Annotated in this window: 14 protein-coding genes and 4 tRNA genes; all 18 read right to left on the bottom strand. The window is 57.1% G+C overall.

What is annotated here, in order from left to right:
* Positions 1 to 26: 26 nt before the first annotated feature.
* Entirely contained in the window at positions 27 to 1,121 is a 1,095-nt protein-coding gene (locus C5P05_RS18480) for a hypothetical protein (RefSeq protein ID WP_157979382.1), read from the bottom strand.
* Between the two features lie 167 nt (positions 1,122 to 1,288).
* Positions 1,289 to 5,038 (bottom strand): DUF6701 domain-containing protein, encoded by a 3,750-nt coding sequence (locus C5P05_RS18475; RefSeq protein ID WP_198674776.1) that lies wholly within the window; start codon positions 5,036 to 5,038, stop codon positions 1,289 to 1,291.
* Between the two features lie 34 nt (positions 5,039 to 5,072).
* Positions 5,073 to 5,504, bottom strand: coding sequence for a hypothetical protein (locus C5P05_RS18470; protein WP_114971286.1), 432 nt, complete (start codon positions 5,502 to 5,504; stop codon positions 5,073 to 5,075).
* A complete protein-coding gene (locus C5P05_RS18465; protein ID WP_114971285.1) occupies positions 5,501 to 6,346 on the bottom strand; it encodes a PulJ/GspJ family protein in 846 nt (281 codons plus the stop codon). Before C5P05_RS18465 ends, C5P05_RS18470 begins: the two co-directional genes overlap by 4 nt.
* A gap of 2 nt (positions 6,347 to 6,348) precedes the next feature.
* Positions 6,349 to 6,795 carry a type IV pilus modification PilV family protein gene (locus tag C5P05_RS18460; protein WP_198674775.1) on the bottom strand — a complete coding sequence of 149 codons (447 nt, stop codon included), beginning with the start codon at positions 6,793 to 6,795 and terminating at the stop codon, positions 6,349 to 6,351.
* The gene (locus tag C5P05_RS35000) at positions 6,788 to 7,273 is read right to left on the bottom strand and encodes a pilus assembly FimT family protein (protein ID WP_114971283.1); all 486 of its coding nucleotides are present in this window, start codon (positions 7,271 to 7,273) and stop codon (positions 6,788 to 6,790) included. Before C5P05_RS35000 ends, C5P05_RS18460 begins: the two co-directional genes overlap by 8 nt.
* Before the next feature lie 256 nt (positions 7,274 to 7,529).
* Positions 7,530 to 7,931, bottom strand: a complete 402-nt coding sequence (locus C5P05_RS34995) for a pilin (protein ID WP_114971282.1) — start codon at positions 7,929 to 7,931, stop codon at positions 7,530 to 7,532.
* A 191-nt stretch (positions 7,932 to 8,122) separates the two neighbouring features.
* Positions 8,123 to 8,578 (bottom strand): hypothetical protein, encoded by a 456-nt coding sequence (locus C5P05_RS18445; RefSeq protein WP_114971281.1) that lies wholly within the window; start codon positions 8,576 to 8,578, stop codon positions 8,123 to 8,125.
* Between the two features lie 53 nt (positions 8,579 to 8,631).
* Positions 8,632 to 9,867, bottom strand: a complete 1,236-nt coding sequence (locus C5P05_RS18440; RefSeq protein WP_114971280.1) for a type II secretion system F family protein — start codon at positions 9,865 to 9,867, stop codon at positions 8,632 to 8,634.
* A 6-nt stretch (positions 9,868 to 9,873) separates the two neighbouring features.
* Positions 9,874 to 11,631 (bottom strand): GspE/PulE family protein, encoded by a 1,758-nt coding sequence (locus C5P05_RS18435; RefSeq protein ID WP_114971279.1) that lies wholly within the window; start codon positions 11,629 to 11,631, stop codon positions 9,874 to 9,876.
* 92 nt (positions 11,632 to 11,723) lie between these two features.
* The gene (locus C5P05_RS18430; RefSeq protein WP_114971278.1) at positions 11,724 to 12,356 is read right to left on the bottom strand and encodes a DUF6806 family protein; all 633 of its coding nucleotides are present in this window, start codon (positions 12,354 to 12,356) and stop codon (positions 11,724 to 11,726) included.
* 15 nt (positions 12,357 to 12,371) lie between these two features.
* Positions 12,372 to 12,465: transfer RNA gene (locus C5P05_RS18425), tRNA-Leu, on the bottom strand.
* A gap of 95 nt (positions 12,466 to 12,560) precedes the next feature.
* On the bottom strand, positions 12,561 to 13,583 hold the full coding sequence (locus tag C5P05_RS18420; protein ID WP_114971277.1) for an adenosine kinase: 1,023 nt from the start codon (positions 13,581 to 13,583) through the stop codon (positions 12,561 to 12,563).
* Between the two features lie 13 nt (positions 13,584 to 13,596).
* Positions 13,597 to 13,670, bottom strand: a tRNA-Cys gene (locus C5P05_RS18415).
* Positions 13,671 to 13,716: 46 nt separating this feature from the next.
* Positions 13,717 to 13,792, bottom strand: a tRNA-Gly gene (locus tag C5P05_RS18410).
* Between the two features lie 33 nt (positions 13,793 to 13,825).
* Positions 13,826 to 13,901 (bottom strand) — tRNA-Gly (locus tag C5P05_RS18405).
* 63 nt (positions 13,902 to 13,964) lie between these two features.
* Entirely contained in the window at positions 13,965 to 16,400 is a 2,436-nt protein-coding gene (gene lon, locus C5P05_RS18400; RefSeq protein WP_114971276.1) for an endopeptidase La, read from the bottom strand.
* A gap of 122 nt (positions 16,401 to 16,522) precedes the next feature.
* Entirely contained in the window at positions 16,523 to 17,788 is a 1,266-nt protein-coding gene (clpX, locus tag C5P05_RS18395) for an ATP-dependent Clp protease ATP-binding subunit ClpX (protein WP_114971275.1), read from the bottom strand.
* Between the last annotated feature and the right edge of the window lie 16 nt (positions 17,789 to 17,804).

The following is a 17,804-nucleotide window of genomic DNA, read 5'->3' as shown; positions in this document are numbered from 1 at the left end:
GGCGTACGGCTATTAAGAGAGTGAATTCAGAGCTTGCGGCTCTCGGTCCGCATCAGAACGCCCAGCAAAGGCAGACACTGTGCCTGATCAGCCACCGCCCCGCCCTCGAACCCTGGAAACAAGGCATTGACATCCAGCGGCGCAACCGTCTGCCCCAGCTGCGTGCCTAGCCATTTTGACAACTCCTCACTGCGCTCGCCGGCGTAGACGCGCATGCCGTTGAGCGGCATGCTGGACCAGGACCGATCCCACACATCCAGCGAACGCTGCACCTCCACCAGCAAGCGCTGCGCCTTGTCATCATCCATTGAGCCGCCGGCCGGCGATGCGGGCTGGGCAGCGGATGTACCCGTGTAGTCATTGCCATAGGAAACGCCACCCACGCTGTAGTCGGGCACGTATTCGTCCACGGGCGTGAAGGCATTGGCCGCCGCCGCAGCTGCATCGTCGCCATGCCCCCAGGACGCCGCCAAAAATCCTTCGGGCAGTTCAAACCGCCGCGTATAAAACAACTCGTCGTTGGCAGCGATGGTCAACACCGCCTGCTGCCCGTCCACCAACACCAAAGCCGCGTTGGCGCGGTCCGCGCCGCCATCACGCGTCGCCAATGCGCTCTGGAGGTTGCGCTGTGCGGTTTCCTGAACGTCAATCACGGACACCGTCCAGTTCATCGCGTCACCCAGGTCCAGCACCCCGCGCAACACCGCATTGGTCGCCGCCACCACAAAGAGATGGCCAGTCCCTTTTTGCTGACCATCGCCGACCCGCATGACGTCCAGCGTGACGTCGTCCACATGCGACTCCAGCATTTCCCTGATCTGGTAACGGGCGGCCGAACGCAATTCATCAGGCGCCACTGCCGGTGCATCAATCTGCAGCCACTGGTATTGCTCTGGCCGCAACATGACGCGGGCTTCATAACCCTTGAGCCCCAAGGCGTGCAGCCGGCGGACAAAGTCTTCCATGCTGTCAGCCCCCTGGCGCTCCACACCAAATTTGAGGACCTGATGCACGCCACCGGCGCCTGAGCGCGCGAGCACATAGACAAGCGTTTGCCGTGACCACGACACCACCAGCTGTTCGTTCGAGCCTTGACGTATCCAGGGCCAGCGCATGGTCAAACGATCTCTCGTGACAAGGACAAGTCAATGGGGGTCAGGATTTCAATCATGGAGAAGACTTATATGCAGCACAAATTTGCTCTAATTTTAATAGCTGGTGACGCAATCGGGGCAACAATAAAATGGATGGCGCTTATTGTCGAATAGCCCACAAAAGTGCAACATGTTCAATAGTTTTCCCGACGATAGATTAAAGGACTTTTGTACACGCCAAAAGTGGCGCGCGCCTTGGGGTTCCCCGTGGCACCTTGCAGCCAAGCCGGAACGTTTGCCGTGATGTCTATGGAACCTGCGTGCCCGGTGCCAGGTGCTTTGAGCCAGAGATTGAAATTGCCCGCAAATCCAGCAACTCCGCTGCTGTCAGTACCCGTCACTCCGGTTTCCAGATACTTACGGTTTGCGATCGCAGGCGCCGAAACACAGGCCTTGCCGCTGGCAGGACTGGCGGGATCATCCCAGACACAAGTATTGGCGGTGATATCCGTGCCGACGGCGGCAAAGGTCAAGGTTGAAGCCGTGCAAGAGTCCGCGCTATTAATTCGCCAGTCGTTGGGAAGGGCTGCCAAGTATTCGGTTCGAAATACTACCGGCAAGTCCAAAAGCTCTGAACCATAAGCGTTCTGCATGCGTACTCGACCGGAGCGTACCCGCGTCGTGCCAGTTTCCTGCGCTATCGCCGCACCTATCAAAGCGCTCAGGTCCGGGTCGTTAATGGCCGCTTTGAGCTTGAACAATTCATAGGGCCCGTCAAGCGCAGCGAGCTTGGAGAACTGATAGGTGTCATTGAGCATCCACAGGCCTGACGTCCACAAAGCGGTATTGGGCATGGCGGGGAATGAGGGGCTGCCGAGTCGCGCCACGGCCACGGCCGCTCCGTTGTTGTCGCCACTGATGGTGACTGCGGCAAGATTGGTGTATCCCGTGGTGTAGCGACTGGTAACCGGATCTGTTGCAGACGCAACGCCCCCGCTGGATGCATGCGCTTTCAAGGTCAGCGCCACGCCCAGGGCATCATTGTCCATATAGGTAAAACTGCCTGCCACACAAGCGGGTGTCAAGCTGCCTGTGAAAGAGTAGTGACTGGGGTACCAGCGACCCATTGTGGCGGACGCAGCACTCCCGATGTTGCACCCGTACTTGCCGCCAGACAGCGTATTCGATGTACTGCCCGCAACACAATCGTTCGTTTGGTCCACGCTGGTAAAACCACTGTCAACCACCGCATCGGCCAGAAACTTGATATTGCCCACATCCAGATACTTGAACGCGGCTCCGCTAGCCTTGGTACCGGCACCCGCGGAGAACGACCCTGACAGCGTGCTCGCAGCAATGGCCACGCTGGCATGGTCCTGGACCTTGCTGGTGTCCAGCGCGGGGGTGCCCGTGTAGCCGGCAGTAACCCCGGCCGCCGCATCCATCGTGAAGGAGGTTCCCGCTGCGGCCTTGGGGTCACCGGCGAGGGTTCCATTGTTCATGGTCGGTGCGGTCACCGTCAGCTGCTGGGGCCTAACGGCAAAATCATCCGACGAGCATCCATAAATCGTGGGTGACAGATTGGCATCGCTCACACGGCAGCGCACCTTGCCATAGGCATTGGCCAGGTTAAAGTTTGTACTCAGCGTCTTCCGCCCGGAGTCACCTGCAGCAAAGGTGATGGACTGGGTGGCAATCGGGCTGGTGTAGGCGCTGCAGTTGGGCGCTGGTGACGCGCTGTCAGCAAACAGTTCCACCGTCACATTGGCAGCGGCAGTGTATGTGGAGGCCTGTGCGCCACCGCTTTGCAAGGCGACCACATCAAACTTGAAGTTGGTTCCGCTCAGCTTGGTGTAGAGAGGGTTGCGGTCAGTGGGCGTTGTGACCAAATTCTTATACGTTGCCCCGATTTCCAGACACTCGTAACCACCGACGCACGGTGTGTTGGCAAAGGTCAAAGTGCAGCTTTCGATCAAGGTCGTCGTGTTCCAGCATTTGGTGCCGTTCACGGGGATCGCGCTCAGGCCGCTGGTGCCCAGAGTGACGGGGCCAGCCCCAGCCGCTTGCAATACGACGCCCTGGGTCGAATTGCTGGTGCCCAGTGTAAAAGTGGCCGGCGTCTTGGTGATAGCGGGTGCAGCCGGAGTTGTAGTGACTGCGCCGGTCAAAGTGCCGGTATTGACGATGCTAAGCGCTGGACACGGCACCGCCGAAGACGTGCAAGCCAGCACCGTGACGGTGTCAGGACACAGGGTGCCAGCACCGTCATGCCGAATCTCCAGGTGGTCGTAGGGCGGCACATTGGGCGAACCGATCACAAAGTCGTAGCTGAAGGTGTAGGTACCCGGTGCAGTGAAATCCAACTCCACGCCAATGCCGGTGTCCTGGTAGCTTGTAACCACCGTATTGCTCATCACGGCAGACTGCTGAACCGAACAATTGGGTGAGCCGGTGTTGAAAAAACTAGCCCAGCCTGCGGCACAGTAGTTCGAAAACGCCTGACCGCTGCGCTCCCGAAATGACTCCACCACCGACACGCCCGCCGGGATGCTAGTACTGGATGTGCAAGTGCCGGACGCCGGTGGATAGGTACCAATAACGCGTTTGCCACCGTCGAGAAATGAAACACCGCAGCCACTGTCGCTGCCACCCAGGTAGGTGTCGAACACATGGTAGTAGCGCACTGGATTGGCCGCGCTGACCGCATACCCGGTAGGAATCGTGAGCGTCACCTCGGCGATCAAAAAATCCAGCGGAGTGGTGTACTTCCACAGCACCGAGACTTGGGGGCCTGCGGTAATGCCAAAGGTGCCTGTGGCGGTCTGCTGGACGCCAATTGACGACGGATTGGCGGGCGATGCCGGCGTGATGGAATAGAAGTTGTACATGCCACCACTGGGGTTGAACGTAGTCACCGTGTGGCTGGGGCCGTAAACCAGTCCATTGGCGCGGATAAAAACCCCATTGTCCAGACTGTTGCTGGGTGGTATGGACCCGGGTGCATAGACCTGCCCGGTATTGTTGAGCCGCCGAACCTGGATCTTGGTCGTGTCCTCCAGGTAGAAGTGCAAACCATTGGTAGCAGTGGTTCCACCGGAAGAATTGAACTCGGTGAGCGACAGGATAGTGACGGCGCCACTCATCAGCTCGGTAGAACTGGCTCCGGCACCGCAACTATTGTCGTTATAGGCTATGAAATACGCGTTGTAGGTGCCAGAGGTGGCCGGCGCCGTGATGCTAAAGGTTTCGCTAAAGGTTCCGGCCGTGTCGTGGTTGGCATGGTCCACGCAGATCATGGCACCTGGCGCGCTATTGGAGATGCGCCAGCCGGTGGATCTCCACTGGTATCCCGCCATACTGGAATTGGTCGTGGCGTCGACCACTGCCGTGATGGCCTCGCCAGTGCCCACTGTAACGCTAGCGATACCATTTAGCGTCACCGAGTTAATAACCAGCGGTGCCACGACGATGACACTACTGGCCAAAACGGTCGTCGAACTCGCGCCCGAGCTGCAGCTGTCGTTGCCATAGGCAACGAAATAGGCGTTGTAGGTTCCTGGCGTGCTGGGCGCGGCAATGTCAAAGGTCTCGTTGTATGCTCCCGAAGAATCATGATTGGCGTGGTTTTCGCAAGTCAACGTGCCGGGCCCGGTGGTTGAAATGCGCCAGCCGGTACTGCGCCACCGTGTGGGGTTACTGCCACCGCTTGAATCGGTCGTGACATTGACCAAAACGGAAATAGTGGCACCAGGTGCAACCGTGGTGCTGGAGGCGCCGTCAAGGGTGACCGAGTTAATTGTTCTGGCAGCTTGGGCCATTTCGGCAAACCCAAACAAGCCCACCAACGCAAGTACAACCAAGAACATGCGCCTGAGCATTGGCCATGCCTCATGGCTGCGCGAAAGAAACCCACGGTTAAAGCATGTGGCAAAAATAGTATTCATGGAATCTTCCAATCTGCGATTCGAGGGCATGGATTCATCGCTCCACGGACGCAGACATGCTGCGCTCCACAAACCCCACGGTCCCAACGCCTCCTGCAGACGACGCCACTGAGGTGAACTGGAAAATCTTTCGATCCACACCACCCTCGACAAAAATCTGTCGAGAGCATGAAACAACCACCGTAAAACCACCATCGAAAGTTGCCACACCACCAGGCAAAGTCTGACTGGCAGACACACAGTTGGCCGTGGCGGCTGGTTGAGCAAAAACCCCAGCTACACCCCACTCCAGCCCGACCCGCGCCGCCCAAAAGGCACGTGTTCCTTGCACATCCTGCGTGGAGGTGAGTTGCTGGGTATTGGAAAACGTCAGCATAAAACCACCCAAAGCGGCCAACACAACGACCAGAAAAATGGCAGCTATGGCGGCAAAGCCTTGCTGGGGGCGAAACCGGGCGTAGCTCATGGCGTGTTGTTCACATGAACCTCGTGCTGCAGGCTGACCGTCTCACCACTGTCCGTCATCTGTATCTTCATGCTGACGAGAGCGTTGCGCTGCAGGTTTGAGCCGCTGTAGTCGAAACTGCATTCAGCAGAGGTAACGTTGCGGGCCAGGATGGGATCGGTCGATGCCACCGTTACGGGGCAGACATGGGCAAGCGTAGTGCTCGCGACCCGGTACAAGTTGTTTCCGCTGCAAACAAACGCAACCACTTTTTCGTTCGCGGGAATGACCTGAAATCGGTAGTTGGGCGAGGCCAACGCAACGTCAAACGTCGTGCTTGCGATGGTAATGACGGTCTCCGGGGCGTTCGACACACCGGATATCAGCGCTGTATTGCTGCCCGCATAGGCATCTGCCACACCAAAGCCAAAATTGGACACCGCAATCACGTCGTTTACAGCAATTCGCTGGTCCGCAGGCAGCGGATCATCGTTGCTGCCAAACAAATTGAAAGTGGTATCGGCGGTGCCAAAGGCGAGACTGCTCCCGTCACCAGCGATGGTCTCTTCGGCCCGATAGCGCCCGCCCGTCTTGGTGGGGATGAACTCTATACATTTCTTGTCAACGGAGGTGCCAATGCTGTTGGGCAAGGCTTTGCGAATATCGCGTGCGATACGGCGCACTGCAGTGTCGGCCACGTCAGTCAAAGCGGCGCGGCGGGCACTGGCGAAGTAAGCATCAATGGGGCTTTTCATAAACACCGACACGATGCCGCCGATGACCCCCATGATGACGATCACCATGATCAACTCAACCAGGGTAAACCCACTTTGGCATCGGGAAGCGGTTTTGGTACAGCGCATGGCTAGTAGTTTCCACGGTAGCCCGTCAGGCTGATCATGCCCTGCGGACCCGTGACCGATACGGTAATTATCTTGACGGTCAAACCGCCTAGTGTGGTCGTTCCCACTGTAACTGCCGGGGAAATGTTGTAGCTACTCAAACTGGGGACATCAACGCCCAGCGGGTCTTTGATGCCTGTAGTGATGTAGCCAGCGTACTGATCAACGTCGTCAAACAAGGCGCGAACGGTTCCGGTGTCACCCCCTGTAGGATTGGCATAGTCCTTGAGCAAAATCTCCTCCAAAAGAGACTCGGCAATGGCAATCGTCTGCTTGCGCACCATGGGATCGGCACTGGATTTGACTGTGACGTCCATCACCTTGAGAATCCCGACCAGGCCGACCGAGACCACCACGATAAAAATGATGAGTTCGATCAGCGTGAAGCCGCGTTGACGTGACTTAGTCATGGACATACCCGGTCTCCGCCTCTACCGTGATGCCGTTGCTGTTGAGTATGGTGATGGTGACCGCAGTAGATTGATTGGTGCTGCCCAAAGGCCTAAATTGAAACGCCACGACAGAGCCGGCGAGCCCGCTGCCGCCCCGCGGCGTGTTGGGCAAAGTGGGTGCGGCATCGCAGCCTCCGTCGGGTGGGGTGTTCGTATCCATGGTCATGGTCACGCCGGTCGCATTCAAATTGACGCACACCGTACGCCGCTGTGCAATAGCCGTTTTCTGGGCGTAACGCAACAAAGAGAGCGTCTCGTCGTGAAAACCCCGAGCATTGAAATCATCGCTGTTGAATATTCGCGGGGCGGCAAACACGGCCAGCACCCCCAGCAAAACGATCACCATGATCAGTTCAATCAGCGTAAAGCCACGCTGATGCGGACTCCGGCATGGCTGCCCAAGCATCACGTCATAGTCGCGGCGATGAACTGTCATGGCTGTCAAATTATTGTACGCTATATATTTAGTAGCTATCTACGCAATATCTACGTGGGCTAGAGGCGTATTTGACGTATAAAAGCACGTTAACCCGACTTCCAGACAATACTTAGGGGCGAATGGGCAAAAACAAAAAAACGCGAGGGTTCATGATGAAACCCTCGCGTGTTTAGTACCTTACTGTTAATAACCGGTCACGCCGCCAACAACAGGGGTGAGTGGCCTCACGCTATACAGAAACCAGCGTCAAGGGTTAGTTACCGGCAGCCACCACATCAAAAGTAACCGCAGGCGACGGTGTGTAACCGGCCAAGGTCAACGTACAAGTCGTGACGGTGCCGTTCGTTGTGGAGCCTGCTCCAGTGGTGCTATAGCCCGCAGGCCAATCACTGCCACTCATTGCGTTCTTAATGGAGTCGCAGGAATTAACTACTTTGCACTTGTTCGGCTGACTTGCAGCCGTTGCAATCGCACAGCCGCCATAGTTGATTGCCGACGCTGAAGCCGCAGCACCGGCAACCCCGGTCATAGCTGCCTGTTGGGCATCCCCCTTCAAATCAACAAACTTCGGAATCGCGACGGCGGCCAGCACACCAAGAATCACAATCACCATCACCAACTCAATCAGAGTAAAACCACGTTGCACTTGTTTCATCTTGTCCGCCTTGTAAAAATAAATAATCGTGATTCAAGGAATTGATCCAAACCCAAAATCCCCAAGAACACGTTGATAACGAGCAAATTTTAGGTCATCAATCTCTGGCTGTGCATAAAGTTGAGGACTCAGTACATGATACAAATCAAGACAGGTGTAAACCCGCGCACGTCGGACTAAGCCTGTGGGCGCTAGTTCATCACCAGACCTTGCCAGACATAAGCCTCTTTGGCAACCAGTTGCAAGGGCCCCGGCGCACCCTGCAATTGATACCAGGCCATGGCGCCGCCACTGGGGCTGTCGAACCATTGGGGGTCCATCGGCAGGTAGCCAACGCAGGCGCAAACCGGGTCGAATACCCAGCTGCCAGCCGGGGCCGCCACAGCCTGAGCCGGGGTCATCTCACCCACATAATTCGCCGGGTGACGCTGAAGCAAGTCGAACGGGTTGCGTTGCGTCGATGCTACAGATGAACTCTCAATCACCACATTTTTTTTCAAATGACCGATCACCAAGGCCGTGCGCAAGGCGCCCAGCGTTGACCTGACCGCCGCCAGTTCGCCCTGCCCTTTTATCACTCGCACGTGCCGGGCAAATAACAAGACCAGCACCACCAGCACCGCCGCCAGCAGTGACCACTCCAGCATGCGGACGCTCCACAGCGGCGCTTGCTGGGGGGCCGTCCGATCGATGGCCACCGCTAGCCGCCTTTGCCCATGGCGGCCTGGCCCAGGTTCCACAAGGGCAGGAAAACCCCCAGCGCCAGCAGCAGCACCAGCACGCCAATCAAGGCCAGCAAAATGGGCTCGATGGCAGCCGACAGGCCCTTGATGCTGTAGTCGGTTTCGCGTTCGTACATGTCGGCAATTTCAAACAGCAGCGAATCGAGCTCGCCAGTTTCTTCACCCACCGAAATCATTTGCAACACCACGGGCGTGAACACGCCGGTGGCGGCGGCGCAGCGCGAGATGCTTTCGCCGCGTTCAATGCCGTCGCGCATTTGCTCGATGCGGCTGCCAATAAAGGCGTTGTCCACGGTTTGCGCCACCACGGTCAGCGCTTGCACCAGCGGGACACCACTTTGGCTGGACAGGGCAAAGCTGCGGGCAAAGCGGGCCAGGGTGGCTTTCAAGACAATATCGCCCACGATGGGCAACTTGAGTTTGCGGGCGTCCCAGCGATAACGCCCCTGGGGGGTACGCAAATAACCGCGTATCACCACGGTCGCCCCAATGACACCAGCGATCAGCAAGGGCCACCAGGCCAGCATCCAACTTGAGAACGCCAGCAGCCCGCGGGTAATGATGGGCAACTCGGAATTGAAGCCGGCAAATACTTTGGCGAACACGGGGATCACGAAAATATTGAGAATCACCACCGCGATGGCCATGGCGATCATCACAAAAATCGGGTAGCGCATGGCCTGCTTGATGCGCTCGCGCACATCGCGCTCAAACTCCATGTGCTCGTTCAGGCGCAAGAACACTTCGGTGAGCCGGCCGGTCATTTCGCCCACCTTGATCATGGAGATATAGAAGGCGCCGAACACGTCAATATGGCGCGCCATGGCCGCCGACAACTCGCGCCCCTGGTCCAGGCTTGAGCGAATGTCTTTCAACAACTCCACCATGGCGGGCTTGGTGGCCGAGGCCTGCAGACCCGCAAAAGCCCGCAAAATGGGGACGCCCGCTTTATTGAGCGTGTACATCTGGCGCGAAAACACCAGAATATCTTCCAGCACCAGTGGCTTGCGGTTCAATCGCGCCAGCCAGTTGTCAGCGTTGGCCTCAGCCGGCGCCACCGCGATGGCGATGTGAATAGGCGCCACGCCAATCGACATCAACTGGTCAGCCACGCCGCCTTCGCTCATGGCGTCCAGCTGGCCCTGGACCGCCTCGCCACGGGCGTTACGCCCACGCCATGCATAGACAGCCATGGCGGGTTAGTCCTGTTCGTCCGCGTCAAAGCCGATGCGCAGCCCCTCGGCCAGGGAGGTGCGGCCCTGGCGCACGAGTTGCAGCACATGGTTGGCCATGGTTTGCCCCTTCATGCGCTCGCGTGCCAGCTTCATGAATGCGGCCGGATCAGAGCGCGACGCGGCTTGGGTGAGGACCGCGTCCATTTCAAGCAATTCGTACACGCCTTGCCGCCCTGAATAACCGGTGCCGTTGCAGGACGAGCAACCCCGACCGCGTTTGGGTGACACCTGCTCCCCGGTTTCAATCATGTTGCTCAGCCAGGATTGCTCTTGCGGGCTGGGCTCCTGAGGTTCGGCGCACTCAACGCAATTGAGACGCACCAGCCGCTGTGCAATGACGGCCTGCAAAGAGGTCGCCACCATAAAGGGCGGCACGCCCATGTCAAGCAGGCGAAACGGGGTGCTGATCGCGTCGCGCGTATGCAAGGTGGACAGTACCAGGTGCCCGGTGATGGCGGCACGCAGGCCGATTTCAGCGGTTTCGGCGTCGCGCATTTCGCCGACCAGAATCACGTCAGGGTCTTGCCGCAAGGTGGCCCGCAACACGCGGGCGAAGGTGAGTTCTATCTTCTCGTTGATCTGCACCTGGGTAATGCCTGGCAAGCGATATTCCACCGGGTCTTCGACGGTGATGACTTTGAGTTCAGCAGCATTGATCTCGGCCAGTGCTGCGTACAGCGTCGTAGTTTTTCCGGACCCGGTCGGCCCCGTCACCAGCACCAGCCCCGCGCTGCGCCCCAAGACTTCGCGAAAGCGCTTGAGCATGAAGTCTGGCATGCCAATATTGTCCAGGCGCTTCATGCCCGCGCCCTGATTCAGCAGGCGCATCACGGCCGACTCGCCGTAGGTGGTGGGCAAGGTAGACAGGCGCACATCAATGGTGTGCTCTTTCAGGCGCACGCTGAAACGGCCATCTTGCGGCAGGCGTTTTTCAGAAATATCAAGCCCCGCCATCAGCTTGAGTCGCTGGGCCAGCGCACCGCCAATGCGCTTGTCCGCCATGGTCTGGGTCTGCAGGACGCCATCCACGCGCACCCGAATTTGCAGACCGGCTTCTTGCGGCTCGATGTGCACGTCCGACGCGCCCACCTGCATGGCGTCTTCAAACAAGGACTGCAGCAGGCGCACCACGGGGGCGCCTTCTATGCCCACCGTGGCGGTAAGTTCACCGAAGTCGACCGCATCGCCCAGGTCTTTCTCCAGCGCCCGAGCCAGACCGCTGATCTCTTCGGTGCGGCGATACAAACGGTCAAACGCCAACGCCAATTGACTCTCGGGCACGGCCGCAATGGCAATCGTGCGTTTGAGCAGGCGGGTCAACTCATCAAATGCGAATAAATCCAACGGGTCGCCCAAGGCCACCAGCAAAGTGTCACCCTTGTCTTCAAGCACCAAGGCACGAAAACGACGCGCGGCCGACTCCGGCAGCAGGCGCACCACATCGGCACGAAAGGGAAAAGTTTTGAGATTGACGAACGGAATGCGCAACTGGCGCGCCAGGCCATTGGCCAGCAGTTCTTCGGTAATGATGCCGGTTTCAATCAGCAGGCGTCCGACCTTCTTGCCGGTTTGTCGCTGCAACTCGAGTGTTTGCTGCAGTTGTTCCTGTGAAATAAGCCGCTGCTGCACCAGCACATCGCCGAGCCGCAGCTTCTCAGGTCGACCAGGTGCGGGAGGCGAAGGAGGAGGAATGGTCTGCGCGAGAGGGGCTGCTGTTGCCATATTGATGGACCATTCCTTGAACTAAATAACTTCAAAAATAATAGCACGCTACGCACTAAAGGCGAGGGCTAGATGCATATTTATGCGAAGCTTTAGTGCAAATGCCGCGGTTTGCGCCCGCCACCATGGCCCTGCCCACCGTGGCCGCCACCCGAGCCACGCGGGGGCTTGCCCAGTTGCAGCGAGTTCACCAAGTCATCAAAACGCTGGCTGAACAGCTTGTCGATTTCAGCCACCACGCCACCCAACTCGGCGCCATCAAAATGCCGCTCCATCATGTTCACCACATCCTGCACCAGCAAATCGCGCTGCACCTGCATGATGGCGGCAGGGTCTGGCCCGACGAAGAGCATCACGAAATCATCGCGCGACTCGGCGTCCGACTCTTCGTCTTCATCATCAAACTCGGCGTCATAGAAAGTGACTTCGATCGCGGCACCGGCCTGCGCCAGCTCGTTGAGGTTCATGCACATTTCATCCAGCACCTGACGAAAATCGTCGTCGCCCGCCACGGTCCAGCACATCTGCAGCAGATGTTCTTCTTGGTCAAACTTGATGCCGGGCTCGTCTTCATACGAACTGCTGGCCGCATCCGTCAAGGAGCGCGCACCCGCGTACTTCCATAAGGGTTTAAGTGCTTCCTGCAACTGCTCAAAAACAACATCGGCGCGCAAGGCCAACTGGCCATGAACATGGATCTCAAAAGGAGCGTTATAGCGTGGCATGGAGTAGGAGTGTAGTGGTGCCCGGGACCGGAATCGAACCGGTACGCCCCTTATGCAGGAAAGCGGCGGATTTTAAGTCCGATGTGTCTACCAATTCCACCACCCGGGCACGGCTGCTATTGTGAAACAAAAAGGCCTCGTCAGATCGACTGGCGAGGCTTTTGTGATCGAAACTTAGCCGGAATTCGTGAAGGCATTGTAACTCTACGAATGAGCCGAGTTTGACCCTATATGCTCTTCAAAGTGGCTCTTGATACCGCCCATGCGTTCACGCGTGAGCCGGTTGCCATACTGACTAACCACCTGCCCTGCTGCCTGGTTAGCCAACCAAGCAGCATGCACGTGACTATGGCCGTTTGTAACGGCAAAAAGAAAAGCACCGGCAAACATATCGCCGGCACCGTTGGTGTCCAACGCTTTCACACTGGCGGCGGGCACCGCGATTTGTTGGGCACCTTCCAACACCATGCACCCATGGGGGCCCCGCGTGAGGCAGACCGTGCGAGCGAGTTGACTGATTTGCTGGCAAATTTGTTGCAGGTCTTGCGAACCACACCAGACCTGGGCTTCTTCTTCATTGCAAAACAGATAGTCCAGCCCTTGTCCCAGAATGGCTTCCAGACCCGGACGGCAATAGCTGATCATGCTCACGTCGCTCAAGGTGGTAGCCAGGGCAACGCCAGCCTCTTGGGCGATTTGGCGCCCCTGCAAGGCCGCCTGCAGACCGGTAGGCGATGCAGCGAGGTAGCCTTCCATGTAATAGATCCTGGATCTAACAATTTCTTGCTCATGCAGGGCGGTGTGATCCAAGTCGGCGGTGGCGCCCAGAAAGGTGCTCATGCTGCGCTCGGCATCGGGCGTAACCATCACCATGCAGCTACCGGTCTGACCGGCTGCAGGCGGGGTGTGAGTGAGATTGGTGGCCACGCCGTTAGCGATCAAATCCTGAGTGAAAAACAAGCCCAGCTCGTCATCAGCCACACGACACGAGTAAAACGCCCGACCTCCGAGCTGCGCCAAGGCAACCACAGTGTTGCCCGCCGAACCGCCGCCCGTGCGTCGCGAACTGACAGCTTGGAGATGCCCCAACAACTCAGAGCGCCGCGCGGCATCAATCAAGGTCATGTGCCGCTTGTCCACGCCCATGGACCGCAGTTGGGCGTCAGTGACTTCGTATTCTGAGTCAACCAGCGCGTTGCCGATGGCGTAGAGGTCGTAGGTTTTCACGTGTATTTTTTTATGGAGGCGCGACCCAGAGTCGAACTGGGCTAGACGGATTTGCAATCCGTTGCATAACCGATTTGCTATCGCGCCATGTTCCTGACAAAAAAGGGAAGCGCTTGCTTCCCTTTTTAGAATTTGGAGCGGGAAAAGAGTCTCGAACTCTCGACCTCAACCTTGGCAAGGTTGCGCTCTACCAACTGAGCTATTCCCGCGAAATCAAAACTTGAAAGCTCCATTTTTAAGAATGGAGCGGGAGAAGAGTCTCGAACTCTCGACCTCAACCTTGGCAAGGTTGCGCTCTACCAACTGAGCTACTCCCGCGATTCAAGCCTCAAATTATAGCGCATTTATTCACGTCTTTTGACAAGCCGACGCGAAATGCGTTCAGTGTTTAACAGATCCCGTTAGCTCAGGGGTAGCCGCTGGAGCGGCGACCACCACGACCGGCTCCTCATCTGGCAAAGGCGTTGGCATTCTCTCCAGCGCAATTTCCAGTACCTTGTCGATCCAGCGCACCGGTACGATCTCGAGACCGTTCTTCACGTTCTCAGGAATATCCTGCAAGTCCTTGGCGTTTTCCTCAGGAATCAATACCGTCTTGATGCCGCCACGCAAGGCGGCGAGTAATTTTTCCTTCAGGCCGCCAATGGCAGTCACTTCTCCGCGCAAGGTGATTTCACCGGTCATGGCAACATCTCCCCGCACCGGAATACCGGTCATGGCAGAAACAAAGGCTGTGGTCATCGCAGCGCCTGCGCTGGGGCCATCCTTGGGCGTGGCGCCGTCGGGCACGTGGATGTGAATATCTCTCTTCTCGAAGTACTCGTCCGTGATGCCCAAGCGACGTGAGCGGCTGCGCACCACGGTGCGCGCGGCCTCGACGGATTCCTTCATCACATCGCCGAGTGAACCCGTACGCGTGATGACACCCTTGCCAGGCATCATGGCCGCCTCGATTGTCAGCAAATCGCCACCCACCTCGGTCCAGGCCAAACCTACAACCTGGCCTACCTGATTTTGTTGCTCAGCGCGGCCATAGTTGAACTTGCGAACACCGAGAAAATCATTGAGATTGTCTGCCGTGACCTTGACCTGCGGCACCATCTTTTTGAGCAGCAAGCCCTTGACCACCTTGCGGCAGATTTTGGAGAGTTCGCGCTCCAGCGAACGCACACCGGCCTCGCGGGTGTAGTAACGAACAATGTCGCGCACGGCCTCGTCGCTGATCAACAATTCCTCTTGCAAAACGCCGTTGTTCTTCAGCTGCTTGGGCAGCAAATACTTGATCGCAATATTGGTTTTTTCGTCTTCGGTATAACCCGACAGACGAATCACTTCCATTCGATCCAGCAATGCCGAAGGAATGTTCATGGAGTTGGAGGTTGCCACAAACATGACGTCGCTCAAATCGAAGTCAACTTCGACGTAGTGATCTCCAAACTTGTGGTTCTGCTCAGGGTCCAGCACCTCCAGCAGAGCGCTCGATGGATCGCCCCGGAAGTCAGTTCCCAGCTTGTCAATTTCATCCAGCAGGAAGAGCGGGTTGCGCGTGCCGATCTTGGAGAGATTTTGCAGCACCTTGCCCGGCATCGCACCAATATAGGTACGGCGATGACCGCGAATTTCAGCCTCGTCGCGCATGCCGCCCAAAGCCATGCGCACATACTTGCGTCCGGTGGCCTTGGCTATGGACTGCCCCAAAGAGGTCTTGCCCACGCCCGGCGGGCCGACCAGACACAAGATGGGCGCCTTCACTTTTTCAACACGTTGCTGAACCGCCAGATACTCAAGAATGCGGTCTTTCACCTTGTCAAGGCCGTAATGGTCTTCGTTGAGCACTTGCTCGGCATTACCCAGGTCGTGTTTGATCTTGGTCTTGCCAGACCATGGCAGGCCGGTGAGTACATCAATGTAATTACGCACCACCGTGGCTTCGGCGGACATGGGTGACATGAGCTTGAGCTTTTTCAGTTCGCCCTCGGCCTTTTTCAGCGCTTCTTTGGGCATCTTGGCGGACTTGATCTTTTTCTCGATCTCGTCGATGTCGGCACCCTCTTCACCCTCGCCCAGCTCTTTCTGAATGGCTTTGACTTGTTCGTTCAGGTAGAAATCGCGCTGGTTTTTTTCCATCTGCCGTTTGACGCGGCCACGGATCTTCTTGTCAACATTGAGGATGTCAACTTCACGCTCAATCTGCTCAAACAGGTTTTCAAGACGTTCTTTCACGCCCGCGAGATCCAGCACGGCCTGCTTGTTGTCCAGCTTCAGTGGCAAATGGGCGGCGATGGTGTCGGCCAAACGGCCGGCGTCATCGATGCTTGAAATAGACGTGAGAATCTCGGGCGGAATTTTTTTGTTGAGCTTGACGTACTGGTCAAACTGCTGCATCACGGCGCGGCGAAGTGCCTCGACTTCACTGGCTTTGCCGCGTGGCTTGGCCTCGGACGCTGGCACGGCTTCAACCGGCGTGACATTGGCTGAGAAGTGCAACTCACCTTCTTCGATCCTGTTGACGCGGGCGCGCTGCTGGCCTTCGACCAACACCTTGACCGTGCCGTCGGGCAGCTTGAGCATTTGCAGAATGGTCGAGACACAGCCGACATCAAACATGTCGGTGACCAAGGGATCGTCCTTGGCTGCGGCCTTTTGCGCGACCAGCATGATGCGACGCTCAGATTCCATCGCGGCTTCCAGTGCCTTGATGCTTTTGGGTCGGCCCACAAAAAGCGGGATGACCATATGCGGAAAAACAACCACGTCGCGCAAGGGCAACAATGGCAAATCAATGGGAGTAGCAGGCAGTGGGGTATGACCAGACATGGGGAAACCTTTTTGTTACCTGTTAAATATGGATCTTCAACGCGGATTTTCAACCCGCGACTGATTATTGACTGACTGCTTGAGCCTCAAATTTGAGTAAACGCCTACAAAGACGGGCCAAATCAAGCCTTCTTGGCGGCCTCGCGATAAACCAGCAAAGGCGGCTTGTTCTCATCAATGGTGGACTCGTCCACGACGACTTTGTCGACGTTGGAGACGTTGGGTAACTCGTACATGGTGTCAATCAAGGCCTGCTCCAGAATCGAACGCAAGCCTCGGGCACCGGTCTTGCGCGCCAAAGCCTTTTTCGCAATGGCTTTCAAGGCCGAAGGCCGAATTTCAAGTTCAACGCCCTCCATGGCCAGAAGCTTGCCGTATTGCTTGACCAGGGCATTTTTTGGCTCCGTCAAAATCTGAACCAGCGCATCTTCACTGAGTTCGGCCAGCGTGGCCACCACGGGCATACGACCCACCAGCTCAGGAATCAAACCGAACTTGATCAGATCTTCAGGTTCAACTTCCTTGAAGACTTCGGTCAGGCTGCGTTGTTCCTTGCTTTTGACCGTGGCGCCAAAGCCGATACCAGACGACTCCGTGCGGTTGTCGATCACTTTCTCAAGACCGGAAAACGCCCCGCCACAAATGAAGAGTATGTTGGTGGTGTCGACCTGAACAAAATCCTGATTGGGGTGCTTGCGTCCACCTTGCGGTGGCACGCTCGCCATCGTGCCTTCAATCAGCTTGAGCAAGGCCTGCTGCACGCCTTCACCCGACACGTCACGCGTGATGGAGGGGTTGTCAGACTTGCGGGAAATCTTGTCGATTTCATCAATATAGACAATGCCGCGCTGCGCACGTTCGACTTCATAGTTACAACTCTGCAGCAACTTGAGCACAATGTTTTCAACGTCTTCACCCACATACCCGGCTTCAGTCAGGGTGGTGGCGTCTGCCATGACAAAGGGCACGTCCAGCATGCGCGCCAGTGTTTGGGCCAGCAGCGTCTTACCCGAACCAGTCGGGCCAATCAACAAGATATTGCTTTTAGCCAGTTCGACATCGTCTTTTTTGGCTTTTTCCTTGTGACGCAAGCGCTTGTAGTGGTTGTAAACCGCAACCGCCAACGTCCGTTTGGCCGGCTCCTGACCGATGACGTAACTGTCAAGATTGGCCTTGATTTCGGAAGGTGTTGGCAGTTCGCTACCCGCGCCACGCGCCTCGGTGGTCGCGGGCAATTCATCACGAATGATCTCGTTGCAGAGGTCAATACACTCGTCGCAGACAAATACCGACGGGCCAGCAATGAGCTTCTTGACTTCGTGCTGGCTTTTGCCGCAGAAAGAGCAATAAAGAGTTTTTTCGCTGGAGGAGCCTTTTTTTTCGGCCATGTGAACAACACCCTTT

The organism is Rhodoferax ferrireducens (genome assembly GCF_003347515.1).
Taxonomy (GTDB): domain Bacteria; phylum Pseudomonadota; class Gammaproteobacteria; order Burkholderiales; family Burkholderiaceae_C; genus Rhodoferax.
The sequence above is the reverse complement of the archived record's forward strand: the minus strand, read 5'-3'. Positions and strand labels throughout refer to the sequence as shown.